This is a genomic window from Streptomyces sp. NPDC054047 (genome assembly GCF_055585065.1).
In genome coordinates, this window is the sequence record NZ_JBVJKV010000013.1 from 153,866 (window position 1) to 168,318 (window position 14,453).

Annotated in this window: 14 protein-coding genes; 8 read left to right on the forward strand and 6 right to left on the reverse strand. The window is 73.5% G+C overall.

Annotated elements, in window-relative coordinates; translation table 11 throughout:
- Positions 1–120: 120 nt before the first annotated feature.
- Together ACZ6ZP_RS36310 and ACZ6ZP_RS36315 are read right to left on the reverse strand one after the other, a co-directional pair.
- Positions 121–723: a hypothetical protein gene (locus ACZ6ZP_RS36310; protein ID WP_468617658.1), complete on the reverse strand. Its 603-nt coding sequence runs from the start codon at positions 721–723 to the stop codon at positions 121–123.
- Between the two features lie 9 nt (positions 724–732).
- Complete coding sequence (locus ACZ6ZP_RS36315; protein ID WP_468617660.1) at positions 733–1,614, reverse strand: GNAT family N-acetyltransferase; 882 nt, start codon at positions 1,612–1,614, stop codon at positions 733–735.
- 558 nt (positions 1,615–2,172) lie between these two features.
- On the opposite strand from ACZ6ZP_RS36315, the gene ACZ6ZP_RS36320 reads away from it, so the two are divergent.
- Both ACZ6ZP_RS36320 and lysA read left to right on the forward strand, forming a co-directional pair.
- Entirely contained in the window at positions 2,173–2,577 is a 405-nt protein-coding gene (locus ACZ6ZP_RS36320; RefSeq protein ID WP_366464258.1) for an SAV_915 family protein, read from the forward strand.
- 84 nt (positions 2,578–2,661) lie between these two features.
- Positions 2,662–4,002: a diaminopimelate decarboxylase gene (lysA, locus tag ACZ6ZP_RS36325; protein WP_366464259.1), complete on the forward strand. Its 1,341-nt coding sequence runs from the start codon at positions 2,662–2,664 to the stop codon at positions 4,000–4,002.
- A 140-nt stretch (positions 4,003–4,142) separates the two neighbouring features.
- Here lysA and purB read toward each other — a convergent pair whose 3' ends face one another.
- Complete coding sequence (gene purB / locus ACZ6ZP_RS36330) at positions 4,143–5,585, reverse strand: adenylosuccinate lyase (protein WP_361472182.1); 1,443 nt, start codon at positions 5,583–5,585, stop codon at positions 4,143–4,145.
- 208 nt (positions 5,586–5,793) lie between these two features.
- Here purB and ACZ6ZP_RS36335 point away from each other — a divergent pair, with 208 nt between their 5' ends.
- Positions 5,794–8,094: an ATP-binding protein gene (locus ACZ6ZP_RS36335; RefSeq protein ID WP_469410080.1), complete on the forward strand. Its 2,301-nt coding sequence runs from the start codon at positions 5,794–5,796 to the stop codon at positions 8,092–8,094.
- Positions 8,095–8,295: 201 nt separating this feature from the next.
- Positions 8,296–9,276 (forward strand): AraC-like ligand-binding domain-containing protein, encoded by a 981-nt coding sequence (locus ACZ6ZP_RS36340; protein ID WP_469410082.1) that lies wholly within the window; start codon positions 8,296–8,298, stop codon positions 9,274–9,276.
- Between the two features lie 106 nt (positions 9,277–9,382).
- On the opposite strand, the gene ACZ6ZP_RS36345 is transcribed toward ACZ6ZP_RS36340, so the two are convergent.
- From ACZ6ZP_RS36345 to ACZ6ZP_RS36355, 3 genes are all read right to left on the reverse strand, one after another.
- A complete protein-coding gene (locus ACZ6ZP_RS36345; protein WP_361472173.1) occupies positions 9,383–10,105 on the reverse strand; it encodes an alpha/beta fold hydrolase in 723 nt (240 codons plus the stop codon).
- 55 nt (positions 10,106–10,160) lie between these two features.
- Positions 10,161–11,132 (reverse strand): alpha/beta hydrolase, encoded by a 972-nt coding sequence (locus tag ACZ6ZP_RS36350; RefSeq protein WP_366463846.1) that lies wholly within the window; start codon positions 11,130–11,132, stop codon positions 10,161–10,163.
- Between the two features lie 287 nt (positions 11,133–11,419).
- The gene (locus ACZ6ZP_RS36355) at positions 11,420–11,845 is read right to left on the reverse strand and encodes an SsgA family sporulation/cell division regulator (RefSeq protein ID WP_351172311.1); all 426 of its coding nucleotides are present in this window, start codon (positions 11,843–11,845) and stop codon (positions 11,420–11,422) included.
- Positions 11,846–12,041: 196 nt separating this feature from the next.
- On the opposite strand from ACZ6ZP_RS36355, the gene ACZ6ZP_RS36360 reads away from it, so the two are divergent.
- The 4 genes from ACZ6ZP_RS36360 (at position 12,042) to ACZ6ZP_RS36375 (ending at position 14,452) form a co-directional block, all read left to right on the forward strand.
- Positions 12,042–13,034, forward strand: a complete 993-nt coding sequence (locus ACZ6ZP_RS36360) for a pirin family protein (RefSeq protein WP_469410086.1) — start codon at positions 12,042–12,044, stop codon at positions 13,032–13,034.
- On the forward strand, positions 13,031–13,387 hold the full coding sequence (locus ACZ6ZP_RS36365; protein WP_361472164.1) for a GNAT family N-acetyltransferase: 357 nt from the start codon (positions 13,031–13,033) through the stop codon (positions 13,385–13,387). Before ACZ6ZP_RS36360 ends, ACZ6ZP_RS36365 begins: the two co-directional genes overlap by 4 nt.
- A 116-nt stretch (positions 13,388–13,503) precedes the next feature.
- The gene (locus tag ACZ6ZP_RS36370; protein WP_351172320.1) at positions 13,504–13,854 is read left to right on the forward strand and encodes a hypothetical protein; all 351 of its coding nucleotides are present in this window, start codon (positions 13,504–13,506) and stop codon (positions 13,852–13,854) included.
- Between the two features lie 91 nt (positions 13,855–13,945).
- A complete protein-coding gene (locus ACZ6ZP_RS36375; RefSeq protein ID WP_351172323.1) occupies positions 13,946–14,452 on the forward strand; it encodes a hypothetical protein in 507 nt (168 codons plus the stop codon).
- The last annotated feature ends 1 nt before the right edge of the window (position 14,453 follow it).

Genomic DNA, 14,453 nt, shown 5'->3' on the forward strand with positions numbered 1-14,453 from the left:
CCCCTGGCACTCGGTGCCGTGTAGGGCTGTGACCTTGGCCTCTTCCGGTCGCTCTTGATCTCGAACGAGCGGGCGGCTACGGCGGGGCGGGGGCCGGGCCCCTCCGTGCCCGATCCGGAGTCACTCCAGGCCAGAGGCCCGGAAGACCCCCTCGGCCGTCTCCCGGTCGATACGGTCCGAGAGTCGGCGCAGTGCGGTCGCCCCGCACAGCAGCGAGCCGCGTGCGAGGGACGCGCGGGCGCCGTCGGACACGAGGTGCCAGAGCGCCGGATTGACGACGAGCACTTCGGGGTCGAGCACGACCTCGCCGCCGGCCGTGTCCCGCAGGATCAGCCGCGGCGAGATGCCGTCGGAGCGGCGCACCGCCACCAGGTGATCAAGGAGCACCGAGCGGACGCGGAGCGGGCCGCGCGAGACGAGCGTCGTGCCGTGCGCCGCCACCCGCGGCGGCGTCAGCGCGGCGAACAGCAGGACGCCCAGCCCCAGCCAGAGCAGCGCGCGCCAGGGAGTGAGCCGGCCGGCCGCCGCGTCCAGCGCGAGCAGCAGCCCGAACAGGAGCGCGGCGCAGGCGGCGGCGGAGCGCGCGTCCCCGGCCCAGGTGCGGTCGCGCGTCCAGGGATCGTGCGTCTGCGGGCCGTGCGTCCGTGCGGGGCGTTCCGGGAGCAGGGACGTCGTACGGACGCCGGGGGTGCGCCGTGCGGGGCGCGTCATGTGTCGGGCCATGAGAGGACGCTAGGCACCCTGAAGGGGCGGGACCGGCGCCGCGCCGATCCTTGATGCGTCACTGACGCGGCCCGCGGGGACCTTTACGGACGCCTGACGGTCGCTCGACGGCCGGGCGTCAGGGCGCGCGGACGGGCTGCCGGTGGCGTACTGGACGTACTCGCGATGGAGCCGGAACCCCGCGGTCCAGGCCAGCAGGCGGCTGGGCCGGTTGTCGCGCGCGCAGGACCAGCTCGCGGTGCGTCCGCGGGCGGCGATGTCCTCGCACAGGGCGGTGACGCAGGCCAGGGCGAGGCGCTCGCGGCGGTGCTCGGGCGCGGTGATGACGGCGACGTCCTCGTACGTGTCCCCGGTGAAGTATCCGCAGGCGACGGCGGCGATACGTCCGTACCGGTCGACGGCGGCCCAGGCGTGGCCGGAGGCGGCGAGCCCCTCGGCGCCGCCCCAGCTGGCGTGGATCCAGGCGGAGTCCGCCGCGCTCCCGGTGAACGCCGCGAGGGCCGGGCCGTCGGCGCCGACCAGGCGGCGCACCGTCACGCCGTGCGGCGGACGGGGCGCGGAGACGGGTTCGCTGTGGACGTAGAGCATGCGCTCGACGGGCACGACACGGTCGAACGCGGCGCCCAGCAGCGGCAGGAAACGCCCCGTGGCCCCGACGTGGCTGCGGGCGAAGGGGGCGAGCTCCGCGGGAGCCACGGCGCCCGGCTCGCCGCGCAGCAGCACGTGCCCCGCACAACTGACGGCCACGACCCGCGGGCTCGGCACCTGGTCCGCCCACCAGGTGCCCACGCCGCTGGTCAAGGCGTGCTCGGGCAGGGCGGCGACACCGGGCGACCCGGCGGGGAACCAGCGGGCGAGCGCGGGCAGTTGGCGGGGCGGGAGCTGGATCACGGAACGGTCCTCCTGGGCGGTGGGGATCGAACGGGGAGTGCCTTGGGAATCGAGCATCGAGCGGGGAGTGCCTGAAATGCGGTAGCCGTGGGCCGGCGGGCAGGTCGGCGGGCTGGTCGAGACGTTCGACGGTGCGGTCCTCCGTGGCGCCCACGGTCGGTTCGACGCACTTGTCGCGCTCGTAGTATGCGCTGTCGGCGATCTCCGTGGCCGGGCGCGGCGGCGCGCCACCGGGGTGTCAGCGCACCGTCGGACGAACAGCGTGCGGGACCGGCGCCGCCGTAGGAGGCGGCCGGTCGGCACGGCGCGAGAAGCCGTTCGTGCCCTCCGTCCAACTGGCGGGCGGGCCGGGCCTCAAGAGGGCGAGGGAGCCCCGGATCGGCCCCGCGCGGCCCTCCGTCAAGCCCTCGTCAACGAGGACCGTGTGGACGTCAACGTCGCGTCATGGAGGGTCGGGTGGCGCCCGGTGCCGGGCATAGCGTCGGCACAGGCCTCCGGGTTCCCGCCCGGCCCCGGGGGCCACCGTTCAGCGAACAGGATCCTCAAGGAGGAACCCTCATGTCAGAGCTCCAGTGCGCCGAGGACCCCGAGCCCTCCGAACCCGGCCCGGCCGGACCGCTCTTCGTCCCCGTCCGGCCGGGACCCGCGGGCTGTGTGGCCCGCCTGTTCCGCACGCCCGTCGGCGGCCGTACCGCCGTCGCCTTCACCACTCCGCAGCGCCTGAGCGCGGCCCTGGGCGGCCGGCAGGCCTGGATCAGGCTCTCCGAGCCCGCGCTGCGGGCGCTCACCGAGCCGCTGGGCGTCCGCGAGGTCATCGTCGACCCGCGGCTGGCCGCGCACGCCGTCGCCGCTCCCGAGCGGCGCACCCGCGCCTGGCGCGAGTGGGACCCGCAGGCCGTCGGCGCCCTGCGCGTGACCGGGGCCGCCGCGCTGGTCGGCGCCCTGACCACCTGGATCGGCTGAGGACCAGGCCCAGGAGAAGGGCTCCGGAACAGGACCCGGACCAGGACCCAGGACCCAGGACGAGGCGAAGAGAGAAACCTGCCCATGACCACCCTGCACGAACCCGTGACCCCGAGCGCCACCGCCGACGACGACCTGTCCGTCTGGCCCGCGTCCACCGGGCGTCTCGCCCACGGCGACCTCGCCGTCGGCGGCGTACCGCTCACCGAGATCGCCGAACGCTTCGGCACCCCGGCCTACCTCCTCGACGAAGGCGACGTACGGACCCGCTGCCGCACCTACCTGCACGCCTTCCCCGACGCCGAAGTGCACTACGCCGCCAAGGCGTTCCTGTGCCGCGCGATGGCCCACTGGGTGGCGGAAGAGGGGCTCGGCCTCGACGTCTGTTCCGCCGGGGAGCTGGAGCTCGCCGTCACCACGGGCTTCCCCGCCGAGCGCATCGTGCTGCACGGCAACGCCAAGAGCCCGCACGACCTGGAGGCCGCGCTGCGGCTCGGCGTCGGGCGCATCGTCATCGACAGCGCGTCCGAGATCGCCCGGCTCGCCGCCGCCGTGCCGCCGGGCAGCCGCCAGAAGGTGATGGTCCGGGTGGTGCCGGGCATCGCGGCCGGCGGCCACGCCAAGATCCGCACCGGGACCGACGACCAGAAGTTCGGCCTGTCGATCACCGACGGCTCCGCGCAGCACGCCATCGCCCGCATCATCGGCCAGCCCGGCCTCGAACTGACGGGCCTGCACTGCCACTTGGGCTCGCAGATCACCACCGACAAGCCGTTCCTCGCCGCCGTCCGCCGGCTGGTCGGCCTGATGGCCCGCGTCAAGGACCAGCACGGCATCACGCTGCCCGAGCTGGACCTCGGCGGCGGCCACGGCATCGCCTACCGCCCCGGCGAGGCAGCCCTCGACATCACCACGCTCGCCCGCCGGGTGCGCGCCGAACTGATCGAGAGCTGCGCGGCGGCCGGGCTCACCGTGCCCAAGCTGCTGATCGAGCCGGGGCGCGCCATCGCGGGCCCCGCCGGAGTGGCCCTCTACCGCGTGCTCGCCGTCAAGCGCACCGGCGGACGCACCTTCGTCGCCGTGGACGGCGGGATGAGCGACAACCCGCGGCCCGCGCTGTACGGCGTGCGGTACGTGCCGCGTCTGATCGGCCGGCACTCCACGGCCGCGTCCGCGCCGGTGACCGTCGTCGGGCGGCACTGCGAGGCGGGCGACGTGCTCGCCTCGGACATCGAACTGCCGGGCGACGTACGGCCGGGAGACCTCCTGGGCGTGCCGGTGGCCGGTGCCTACCACCTGTCCATGGCGTCCGGCTACAACCTCGTCGGGCGCCCGCCGGTGGTGGCCGTCGCCGACGGGCGCGCGCGGCTCCTGGTGCGGCGCGAGTCACTGGAGGACTTCCGCAGCAGGGACGTGGGCCTGTAGGCGGAAGCGGGTCGGCGGAAGCGGGGCATCGGCGGCCGCGTGAGTTTCCGCGCGCCGCCGGAGCTCGCCTCGCCCGGCAGGCCGTCGGCCACGACGCGGACCCGGGGGTCCGCGTCGTGGCCGACGGCCTGGACGGCCGACTAGAGGATGGCGCCCGGGGTGTACGCGGCGGCCTCGGGGTGCTCCTTGAGCACGGCCTCGATCTGGGCGATGACGGCGGCGACCTGGTCGCTCGCCGCGCCCGTGAACGACAGCTTGTCGGCCATGAGCGCGTCCAGCTCGGCGCGGTCCAGCGGAATGCGGGAGTCGGCGGCGAGCTTGTCGAGGAGTTCGTTGCGCTCGGCGCCCTGCTCGCGCATGGCGAGGGCGGAGGCGACGGCGTTCTCCTTGATGGCCTCGTGGGCCTCCTCGCGGCCGACACCCGCGCGCACCGAGGCCATCAGGACCTTGGTCGTGGCGAGGAAGGGGAGGTAGCGGTCCAGCTCGCGCGCGACGACGGCCGGGAAGGCACCGAACTCGTCGAGCACGGTCAGGAAGGTCTCCAGGAGCCCGTCCAGCGCGAAGAACGCGTCGGGCAGGGCGACACGGCGTACGACCGAGCAGGAGACGTCGCCCTCGTTCCACTGGTCGCCCGCCAGCTCGCCGGTCATCGACGCGTAGCCGCGCAGGATGACGGTGAGGCCGTTGACGCGCTCGCAGGAGCGGGTGTTCATCTTGTGCGGCATCGCGGACGAGCCGACCTGGCCCGGCTTGAAGCCCTCGGTGACGAGCTCGTGCCCGGCCATCAGACGGATGGTCTTGGCCAGCGAGGAGGGGCCCGACGCGAGCTGCACCAGGGCGGTGACGACCTCGTAGTCCAGGGAGCGCGGGTAGACCTGGCCGACCGAGGTGAACGCGCGGTCGAAGCCGAGGTGCCCGGCGATCCGCTGCTCCAGGTCGCTGAGCTTCCCGGCGTCGCCGCCAAGGAGGTCGAGCATGTCCTGGGCGGTGCCGACGGGGCCCTTGATGCCGCGCAGCGGGTAGCGGCGCAGCAGGTCGTCGACGCGGCGGTAGGCGACGAGCAGCTCGTCGGCGGTCGTCGCGAAACGCTTGCCGAGGGTCGTCGCCTGCGCGGCGACGTTGTGCGAGCGGCCGGCCATGACGAGCTCGGCGTACTCGCCCGAGAGCTTCCCGAGCCGCGCGAGCACGGCGACGGTGCGGTCGCGCACCAGCTCAAGGGAGAGCCGGACCTGCAACTGCTCCACGTTCTCGGTCAGGTCGCGGGACGTCATGCCCTTGTGGACCTGCTCGTGCCCGGCGAGGGCGTTGAACTCCTCGATGCGGGCCTTCACGTCGTGGCGCGTGACCTTCTCGCGCTCGGCGATCGAGGCGAGGTCGACGTCGTCGACGACCCGCTCGTAGTCGGCGAGGGCGGCGTCCGGCACCTCGATCCCCAGGTCCTTCTGCGCCCGCAGAACGGCGAGCCAGAGCTGACGCTCCAGCTTGACCTTCTGCTCGGGCGACCAGAGGGTGGCGAGTTCGGCGGAGGCGTAACGCCCGGCGAGGACGTTCGGGATACGGGGCTTTGCAGGCGCGGCAGTCACGTGGACGGAGTTTACCGGGCGTCCCTACAGGCTCCGAACCATCGAGGGGATGTAGGAACCTCCAGGTCAGAGGTGATCGGTGGGGCCCGCGGCGCCGGATGCGTGCCGCCCCCGCCGTGGACGGCGGCGCCGCAAAGCTCTCATAGGATCACAAGGGTCACGCCGGGGGACATGGGGGCGTGGCCGGAGCGAGGGGATCAGGTGAGCGGTGAGCGGTGAGCGCGGGGCGTTCGGGGCCGCGCTGCGGGAGCTGCGGCTGGCGGCGTCGCTGACCCTGGAGGGTCTGGCGGAGGCGTCGGGGGTCAGCGTCCGGGGCATCGGAGATCTGGAGCGGGGCCGACGTGCCGCGCCGCAGCGGCGCACGGTGGCCGCCCTCGCGGACGGCCTCGGGCTGAGCGAGGCGGACCGGGAGCGGCTCCTCGCCGTCGCCCGCAGCGGCCGCAGCAGGGGGTACAGCCCGGCGGGGGTCAGGACCTTCCCCCGCGGCATCGACGACTTCGTCGGGCGGGAGCGGGAGATCGCGGAACTCCTCGGACTCGCGGAGCGGTCCGCCGCCGGGGACGTCTTCGCGAGGGGCGGCGGGGCCCGGAGTCCGGGCGCCCACCCGGTGACGGTCGCGGTCTCCGGACCACCCGGCACCGGCAAGACCACGCTGGTGCTGCACGCCGCCCGGATGCTCGCGGACCGGTTCCCGGACGGGCAGTTGGTGCTCGACCTGCGGGGCATGGACGACGAACCGCCCGGGCCCGCCGAGCTCATGCTCGGTGTGCTCAAGGCGTTCCAGGTGGCCGACCGTGACCTCGCGAAGGCCGGACCGCGGGGACACCCGGCGCTGTACCGGCAGACGCTGGCCGACCGCCGGGTCCTGCTGGTCCTGGACAACGCCCACGACGAGGCCCAGGTGCGCCCGCTGCTGCCGGGCGCCGGTGCGGGGATGGTCGTGGTGACCAGCCGGCGCATGCTCACGGGCCTGGAGAGCGTGCACCGCCTCCCGCTGGGCGAACTGAGCGCCGAGGAGGCCGCCGCCTTCCTGACCCCCCTGGTCGGAGCGGAGCGCGCCGCCGCCGATCCTGAGGCCCTCGCCGAAGTCGCGCGGCGCTGCGGGCATCTCCCGCTGGCGCTCCGGGTGGCGGGCAACTGGCTGGCCACCCGCACCGGCTGGTCCCTTCGGCGGCTCGCCGACCGGCTGGCGCTCGACGAACGGCGCCTCGACACCCTGGCCGCCGGTGACCTGCGCGTGTCCGCCGCCTTCGACCTGTCCTACCGCCAGCTCACGCCCACCGCCGCGCGCCTCTTCCGGCGCCTCTCCCTCGTACCGGGGGCGGACACCAGCGCCGCGGCCGCGGCCCGGCTCACCGGTCAGCGGCTGTACGACGCGGAGGACACCCTGGAGGAGCTGGTCGAGGTCGGGCTGCTGGGCACCGACCGGGACCGCTACCGCCTGCACGACCTGTTGTGCCTGTTCGCTCGGACCCGGCTCGAGGCGGAGGAGAGCGCCGAGGAGGTCCGCCGGGCCCGCGCGGACCTGTACCGCTGGCTCCTGGAGACCACGGTGGTGGCGGGCCGCTGGTTCGAACCCGGCCATGGCGCACCGGCCGCCGACTGGCGGGGGACGGTCGACCTGTCGTCCGCCGACAAGGCGCTCCAGTGGCTGAAGGCCGAGGGCGTCAACTGGCTGGCCGCGCTGCGCGCCGCCGCGGCGGACGGCGAGCACGCCACGGTGGTGGAGGTGGCCGAGGCGCTGCACTGGTTCTCCGACCAGTGGATCTTCTGGGGGCACTGGCCCGAGGTCTTCGACACCGCCGTACGCGCCGCGCGGGCCCTGGACGACCCGCTCCTCGAAGCGACCCAGCTCAACTACCACGCCTGGGCCCTGCTCCTGTGCAAGGGCCGCTTCCGCGAGAGCCTCGACCGGTCCGCCGAGGCACTGGCCGCCGCCGAGCGCGCGGGCGACGTCGCCCAGGAGGCGTGGGCCCACTTCTACCGCGCCTGGGCGCTGCGCAAGCTGGCGGAGTACGCGCAGGCCGCCCGCGCCATGGAGCGGGCCGGCCGGCTCTTCGAAGCCGCCGGGGACCTGCACGGCAGCCTCAACGCGCAGCACGGCCACGCCCTCATCCTGGCGGAGGAGGGCCGCGCCGAAGCCGCCCTGACGTCCTTCCGGGACGCGCTCGCCTTCCTGGATCAGGCGGGTGACCGCATCGCCCCCCACATCGCCGGTTTCGTGCGGCCGGGGCTGCACTCGGGCATGGCTCACAGCCTTGCCCAGCTGGAGAGGTGGGAGGAGGCCGTCGGGCAGCGCCACATGGCGGTGGACCTCTGGCACGACGCAGGCAACACCACGCAGGAGAGCAGCGAACTCGTCCGCCTGGGCCTCCTCCTGCCGTCGGCCGGGCGGGCGGCGGAAGCGCGCGAGGTCTTCACCCGCTGTCTCGCCCTGGGGCCGGACGCCGCTCCGCAGGCCGTCACCGACGCCCGGCGCCATCTCGCCGAGATGTCGCAGGTCAAGTAGGTCCGTCCGAGCGCTTTCTGCCTGCTTTCTGCCTGGAGAACGACAGGGCGCGCTGATTGTCTGGACATGGCGGAGAAACCGGGCGGCGGCGTTGCCCCCGGGACATCCGCGCAGGACCGGACGCCGGCTACCGGCCCCGGATTCCTGTGCGCTGCGGATCCGAGCTCTCCGCCATGAGGCGCGTACGGAGAGGAGAGCCGGATGAGCCCGGTGCTGACCACGGACGCGGTGTCCGGGAACGACCGACTCGGCTGCTGGCGCGAAACGATGGCCGAGGGCCGGGTGCCCGTGGCCGTGACGTCGGGCGGAAAGGGGCCGTTCGACGGCCGGATCGTCACCGCACGGGTGGGGTTCCTCCGTGTCTCGACCGTGGAGGCGGACGCGCACCGGGTGAGCCGGACGGCGTCACACATCGCACGCTCCACCGACCGGTTCGTGGTGATCGGCGTGCAGGTGTCGGGCCGGACCGGCCTGACCCAGGACGGGCGGCGGGCCGAGGCGGGTCCGGGCGACCTGTTCGTGCACGACACCGCACGCCCGTACTTCCTGGAGCACCCGGAGCGGTTCGCCACCCGTGCCGTGCACATCCCCCGCCGCGCGCTGGGCCTGCCCGACGAGGAGCTGCGCCGCGTCACGGGCACCGCCATCGGCAGCGATCACGGATGCGCGGCGGTCCTGAGGCCCTTCCTGAAGACGCTGGTCGACTCCGCCGACTCGTACGCCCCGGCCTCCGCGAGCAGGCTCGCCTCCAGCGTCGTCGACCTCTTCGCCGTCCTGGTCGCCGAGCAGCCCCGGGACGCGGGTGCCGACGCGGGCGGCTCGCGCGGCCACCTGGTGGCGCGCGTCCGCGACCACATCGACCGGAAGCTGGGCGATCCTGCCCTCTCCCCGGAGGACATCGCGAAGGCGCACCACATCTCCGTGCGCTATCTCCACCGGATCTTCGAGGACGAGGGCGTCACCGTCGGCCGGCTGATCCAGCGCCGCCGCCTTGAGGAGTGCGCCCGCGAACTGGCCCGCGGGGGACGGGACAAGCCGTCCGTGTCGTCCGTGGCGCAGCGGTGGGGGTTCGTCAACCCCGCCCACTTCAGCCGGGTGTTCCGCGGCGCGTACGGCCTTTCCCCGCGGGAGTGGCGCAGTCTGCGTACGGGGACGAACGGCGGCAGCGGCGCCTTCGTCTAGCGCGAGTCCTTCGAGTTCTTCGTGCGGGTTCTTCGTGCGGGCCCGGCGAGGGGCCGGCCGCGCGGACCGCTCGGGGGAGGCGGGCCGCGCGGCCGGGGAGGTGGGGTCAGGCGGTCGCGCGGACGGCGTCGAGGATGAGGGCGGCGACGTCCTTGGGGCGGGAGACGGCGACGGCGTGGGAGGCGCCGTCGAGTTCGACGACGGTGGCTCCGGCGCGCCGGGCGCCGAAGCGTTCGACGTCGGGGTTGATGGCCTGGTCGGCGCCGGCGATCAGGGCCCAGGAGGGCTTGGTGTGCCAGGCGGCGGCGGTGGCCTTCTCCTCGAACGCGGCCGCCGCCAGCGGCCGTTGTGCCACCGCGAGGACCTTGGTGACGGCGGCGGGCACGTCCGCCGCGAAGATCGCCGGGAATGCCTCGGGGGCGATGGTGACCTCGGTCGCGGGTGCCGCACCGGCGACGGGGTACGTCGCCTCCTTCAGATTGCTGACCAGCGGTGAGAGCGGGAAGCGGCCCTGGAGCTCGCCGAGGCTCTCGCCCTCCTCCAGGGCGTAGGCGGCGACGTAGACGAGACCGACGACGTTCTGTGTGGTGCCCGCGACGGTGATCAGCGCGCCGCCGTAGGAGTGGCCCACCAGGACGACGGGCCCGTCGATCTGGGCGGCAACGGAGGCGATGTACGCGGCGTCCGACGCCAGACCGCGCAGCGGGTTGGACGGCGCGACCACGGGCACGCCATGGGTCTGCAGTTCCGTGACGACGCCTGACCAGCTGGCGGCGTCGGCGAAGGCGCCGTGCACGAGGACGACGGTCGGGGTGGCTTCAGTGGCCATGAGGGGTGCTGCTCCTGCGAGTCGAGGGGAGAGGGGGCGGGGGCGGTGCGGTGCGTCAGCGCGCGTCGAGCGTCGTGCGCAGGGTGCTGACGGCCAGGGCGATGGCCGTCTCCGCGGCGTGGGTGTCACGCAGGGCGTTGAGCATCACGAAGTCGTGGATGACGCCCTGGAAACGGACGGCGGTGACCGGCACCCCGGCCTGGCGCAGCTTGTTCGCGTACGCCTCGCCCTCGTCGCGCAGCACGTCGGCCTCACCGGTGATGACCAGGGCCGGCGGCAGCCCGGCCAGCTGCTCGGTGGTGGCCCGCAGCGGCGACGCGGTGATCTGCGCGCGCTCGTTCTCGTCGGTCGTGTACTGGTCCCAGAACCACCGCATGCCGTCCCGGCGCAGGAAGTAGCCCTCCGCGAACTGACGGTAGGAGCCGGTGTCGAAGCTCGCGTCGGTGACCGGGTAGAACAGCACCTGCCCCAGGAGCGGAACGTCACCGCGCTCCTTGGCCATGAGCGTCAGCGCGGCGCTCATGTTGCCGCCCACCGAGTCCCCGGCCACCGCGAGGCGCGCCCCGTCCAGCCCGTGCGACGCGCCCTGGGCGACGACCCATCGGGCCACCGCGTAGTTCTGCTCGATCGCCACCGGGTACCGCGCCTCCGGCGAGAGGTCGTACTCCGGGAACACCACGGCGGCGCCCACGCCCACGGACAGCTCGCGCACCAGCCGGTCATGGGTGTGCGCGTTGCCGAACACCCAGCCCGCGCCGTGGATGTAGAGGATCACCGGCAGCGTCCCGGACACTCCCGCGGGCCGCACGATCCGCGCCCGCACACGGCCCGTCGGGCCGCCCTCGACGGTCACCCACTCCTCGTCCACCTCCGGCAGCTCCACCGGACCGGACTGCACGTCGTCGACCGCCTTGCGCCCCTCCTCGGGCGCCAGGTCGAACAGGAACGGGGGACGCGCCGTCGCCTCCGCGAACGCGGCCGCCGCAGGCTCAAGCACCGGCACGACCGGCTCCACGACATCCGACATGAAAAAGCTCCTCAAGCCTCAGCCACCCACCGGACTTCCCGGTGGGACGCCCCCGCCGGACACGAGGTCCTGGGGGTGATGCCGTAAAGCTAAAGGCGAAAGGGCGGGACGAATTGCCCGTCGGCGCACCAAAGGTGACCTGAGAGCGCACTGCTTCCGCGGAACGGGCAGGAGCCCCGGCGGATTTCCCCACCGGGAGCGCACCGTTCTTTTCTCGCAGTGCACAATGCGGGGGAGCGGGCCGTGCCGGGAATTCATCCGCCGGGCCGTGCGGCGCCGGGTCTCCGTCAGGCGCTGCGGCCCATGACGTCGGCGACGGCGCGGTCGAGGTCGATGTGCGCGCTCTCGGTTCCCGGTGGCACCAGGGCGAAGGACTGCCGCAGGAACGCGTCCGTCTCGGCGGCGTCGATGTCGACCACCGCCGCCCCGGTGGCGGACCTGAGGGTGATGCGCACGCGGTGCGTACGGTCCAGGCGCAGGGGGCTGACCTGCACGTCCCCGATCCCCGTCGGCAGATGCAGGCCCTCGGCGAGCAGGTCCCGGGCGAACACCCAGTCGACGGGGCTCGTCAGGGGTGCGCCGAGGGAGAGGCGTACGGCGCAGGGGTCGGCCAGGTCGTAGTGCAGTTCCGCGGGCACCGGCGCCGCGATGTTCGGCGGGGCGCCGACCTGTGCGTCGACCGTGCACCTGACCGAGGTGAGGGGCTGGTTCATTTCATCCACCAACTTGTTTGCTGCTCTGGTTCGCTGAAACGGCTTGTCCGCAGGGGACGTTAAAGCCGTACGGCGGCCGCGTATCGTCGGGAATCGCACGGAGCGTCGCCCGAGGGGGAACCACTCGTCGGTGGTGGCAGGGCGTAGTATCGGAAGCATTTGTTGAACATAAAACCACATGGGTGAGGGGTGTGCGATGAGCGGCACAGAGGTGGATCCCGCGCAGACGCGGCATGCGGCCTCCGAGTACGGGGAACCCGCGCCGTACGTCGAGGTGTTGACGGCCAGGGACGTCCCCCTCGGGGGCCCGCGGGCGATGACCGTGCGGCGCACCCTGCCCCAGCGGTCCCGGACGCTGATCGGCGCCTGGTGCTTCGTCGACCACTACGGCCCCGACGACGTGGCCGTCTCGGGCGGCATGGACGTCGCCCCCCACCCGCACACCGGCCTCCAGACGGTGAGCTGGCTCTTCAGCGGCGAGATCGAGCACCGCGACAGCCTGGGAAGCCACGCGATGGTGCGGCCCGGCGAGCTGAACCTGATGACGGGCGGCTCGGGCATCAGCCACACCGAGGTCTCGACCCCGCACACCACGCTCCTGCACGGCGTCCAGCTCTGGGTGGCGCTCCCCGAGGAGCACCGGCATGCCGCCCGGGACTTCCGGCACCACGTCCCGGCCGCGGTCCGGGTCGGCGGGGCGGACGTCCGGGTGTTCCTCGGCTCCCTCGCCGGCGAGACCTCCCCGGTGCCGACCTTCACGCCCCTGCTCGGCGCCGAACTCGTCCTCGACCCGGGGGCGACGACGACGCTGGAGACCGCCACCGGCTTCGAGCACGGCTTGCTCGTCGACCAGGGGACGGTCCGCATGGCCGGAACGCTCCTGCGCGCCGCGGAGCTGGGCTTCCTCGGCCCGGGTCACGCCACCCTGACGCTCACGAACGAGACGGACGCGCCCGCCCGGGTCGTCCTGCTCGGCGGAGTCCCGTTCGAGGAACGGATCGTCATGTGGTGGAACTTCGTCGGCCGCACCCACGAGGACATCGTCGAAGCCAGAGAGGCGTGGCAGAACGCCTCCGACCGCTTCGGCCACGTCGAGGGCTACGACGGGGAGCGCATCCCCGCTCCCGCCCTGCCGAACGCCACCCTCGCCCTGCGCGGAAACCCGCCCCACCCGAAAGGCACCCGATGACCCCGCCCGACGCCACTCCCACGCCTCCCGCCCCCGCCGTCCGGCGCGTGGACCCCCGGCACCGCTACGAGATCCTGGTCGACGGCAAGGCCGCGGGCTTCACCGCGTACCGCGACCGCGATCACCAGCGGGTCTTCTTCCACACCGAGATCGACGACGCGTTCGCCGGTCAGGGCCTGGCCTCGATCCTCGTGCGGGAGGCGCTGACGGACGTCCGCGCTTCGGGGCTGCGGATCGTGCCCATCTGCCCGTACGTGGCGAAGTTCCTCCAGAAGCACCGGGAGTTCGACGACATCACCGACCCGGTCACCGCCGAGATCCAGACCTGGCTCGACGCCGCCCTCGCCCGCTGAGCCGCTGTCGCTCCGTCCGCCGCTCCCGTCGTCGCGCACCACGCGGGAGCCGGCGGACGCCGGGCCCCGCGCGGTGCCGCAAGTCCTGGTGATCCGCCTACGTCTAGGCTTCATGCATGGAGCAGCGCGAGATCATCCAAAGAGTCGTCGGCATCCTGACCGAGGCGATCGAGATGCGCCGACAGGTGAGGGAGAACCCGGACGGCGAGGTCGAGCCCAGCGGCGCGGTCGGCACGATGCTCGAGGAGATGCTGCCGCGCATCGAAATCCCCGCCGACGCCACCCCCATCGAGGTCGCCGAGGTGGTGGGCCGGGAGCTGAGCCCCGTCATCGAGCAGATCACCTCGGCCTTCGCCTTCTCCTTCGCACAACTGGCCGAAGCACACGACGAGGGCCGCACGGACGTGACGTCCGCGGACGTCCTGCAGTCCATCGCGCTGCACTTCGAGGACGAGGTGGAGGAGTAGGGCCCGCGCGACCTGGCCGAGGCCCCCTGGGATGGTTCGCCCGAGTCCGAGCCCACCTATGCTGTGACGCCTGATTCACGGGGGGCGTGGGATGGATCAAGGACTGGCGGCCATTCTCGGGGCGGCCGTGGGGGCGACGGCCACCGGGGCGGCGGCGCTCGTCACGTCGATGTCCGCGTCGCGGCTGAGCAAGAACAAGGCCCGCCAGGAAGCGTGCCTCGCCTACCTCACCCTGGTGGCGGAGATCGGCACGGCCCTGGCCGACGTCAGCCGGCACTTCCGCACGGGACTGGCCGACGTCTACGAACCACTCGACGCCACGACCGCGCGCGCCCGGGTCACCGCCATCGACGCCCAGTACCACGAGCTCATCACGAAGCACGCGATCCTGATGCTGGCCGGGCCCCGCCGGGTCTACCGCCAGGCGGTGCGGACGACGGACCTGGTCGCCGAACCGCTGACGCTCATCGCGCGATGGAGCGCGGGCTCCGTCCCGGCAACCGTCACGAGCGAGCAGATGCAAACCTTCGACCGCAGCTTGGAAGCCCTGTCCCAGAGCCTGGCCCAGTTCGCGGACACGGCCAGGGAGAGTACGTAGC

Excerpts from the sequence above, each read along its gene's own strand:
- ACZ6ZP_RS36310 (WP_468617658.1), bottom strand. The coding sequence starts at position 723 with ATGGCCCGACACATGACGCGCCCCGCACGGCGCACCCCCGGCGTCCGT.
- ACZ6ZP_RS36320 (WP_366464258.1), top strand. The coding sequence starts at position 2,173 with ATGTCAGAGCTCCAGTGCGCCGAGGACCCCGAGCCCTCCGAACCCGGC.
- lysA (WP_366464259.1), top strand. The coding sequence starts at position 2,662 with ATGACCACCCTGCACGAACCCGTGACCCCGAGCGCCACCGCCGACGAC.
- ACZ6ZP_RS36340 (WP_469410082.1), top strand. The coding sequence starts at position 8,296 with ATGAGCCCGGTGCTGACCACGGACGCGGTGTCCGGGAACGACCGACTC.
- ACZ6ZP_RS36345 (WP_361472173.1), bottom strand. The coding sequence starts at position 10,105 with ATGGCCACTGAAGCCACCCCGACCGTCGTCCTCGTGCACGGCGCCTTC.
- ACZ6ZP_RS36350 (WP_366463846.1), bottom strand. The coding sequence starts at position 11,132 with ATGTCGGATGTCGTGGAGCCGGTCGTGCCGGTGCTTGAGCCTGCGGCG.
- ACZ6ZP_RS36355 (WP_351172311.1), bottom strand. The coding sequence starts at position 11,845 with ATGAACCAGCCCCTCACCTCGGTCAGGTGCACGGTCGACGCACAGGTC.
- ACZ6ZP_RS36360 (WP_469410086.1), top strand. The coding sequence starts at position 12,042 with ATGAGCGGCACAGAGGTGGATCCCGCGCAGACGCGGCATGCGGCCTCC.
- ACZ6ZP_RS36365 (WP_361472164.1), top strand. The coding sequence starts at position 13,031 with ATGACCCCGCCCGACGCCACTCCCACGCCTCCCGCCCCCGCCGTCCGG.
- ACZ6ZP_RS36370 (WP_351172320.1), top strand. The coding sequence starts at position 13,504 with ATGGAGCAGCGCGAGATCATCCAAAGAGTCGTCGGCATCCTGACCGAG.
- ACZ6ZP_RS36375 (WP_351172323.1), top strand. The coding sequence starts at position 13,946 with ATGGATCAAGGACTGGCGGCCATTCTCGGGGCGGCCGTGGGGGCGACG.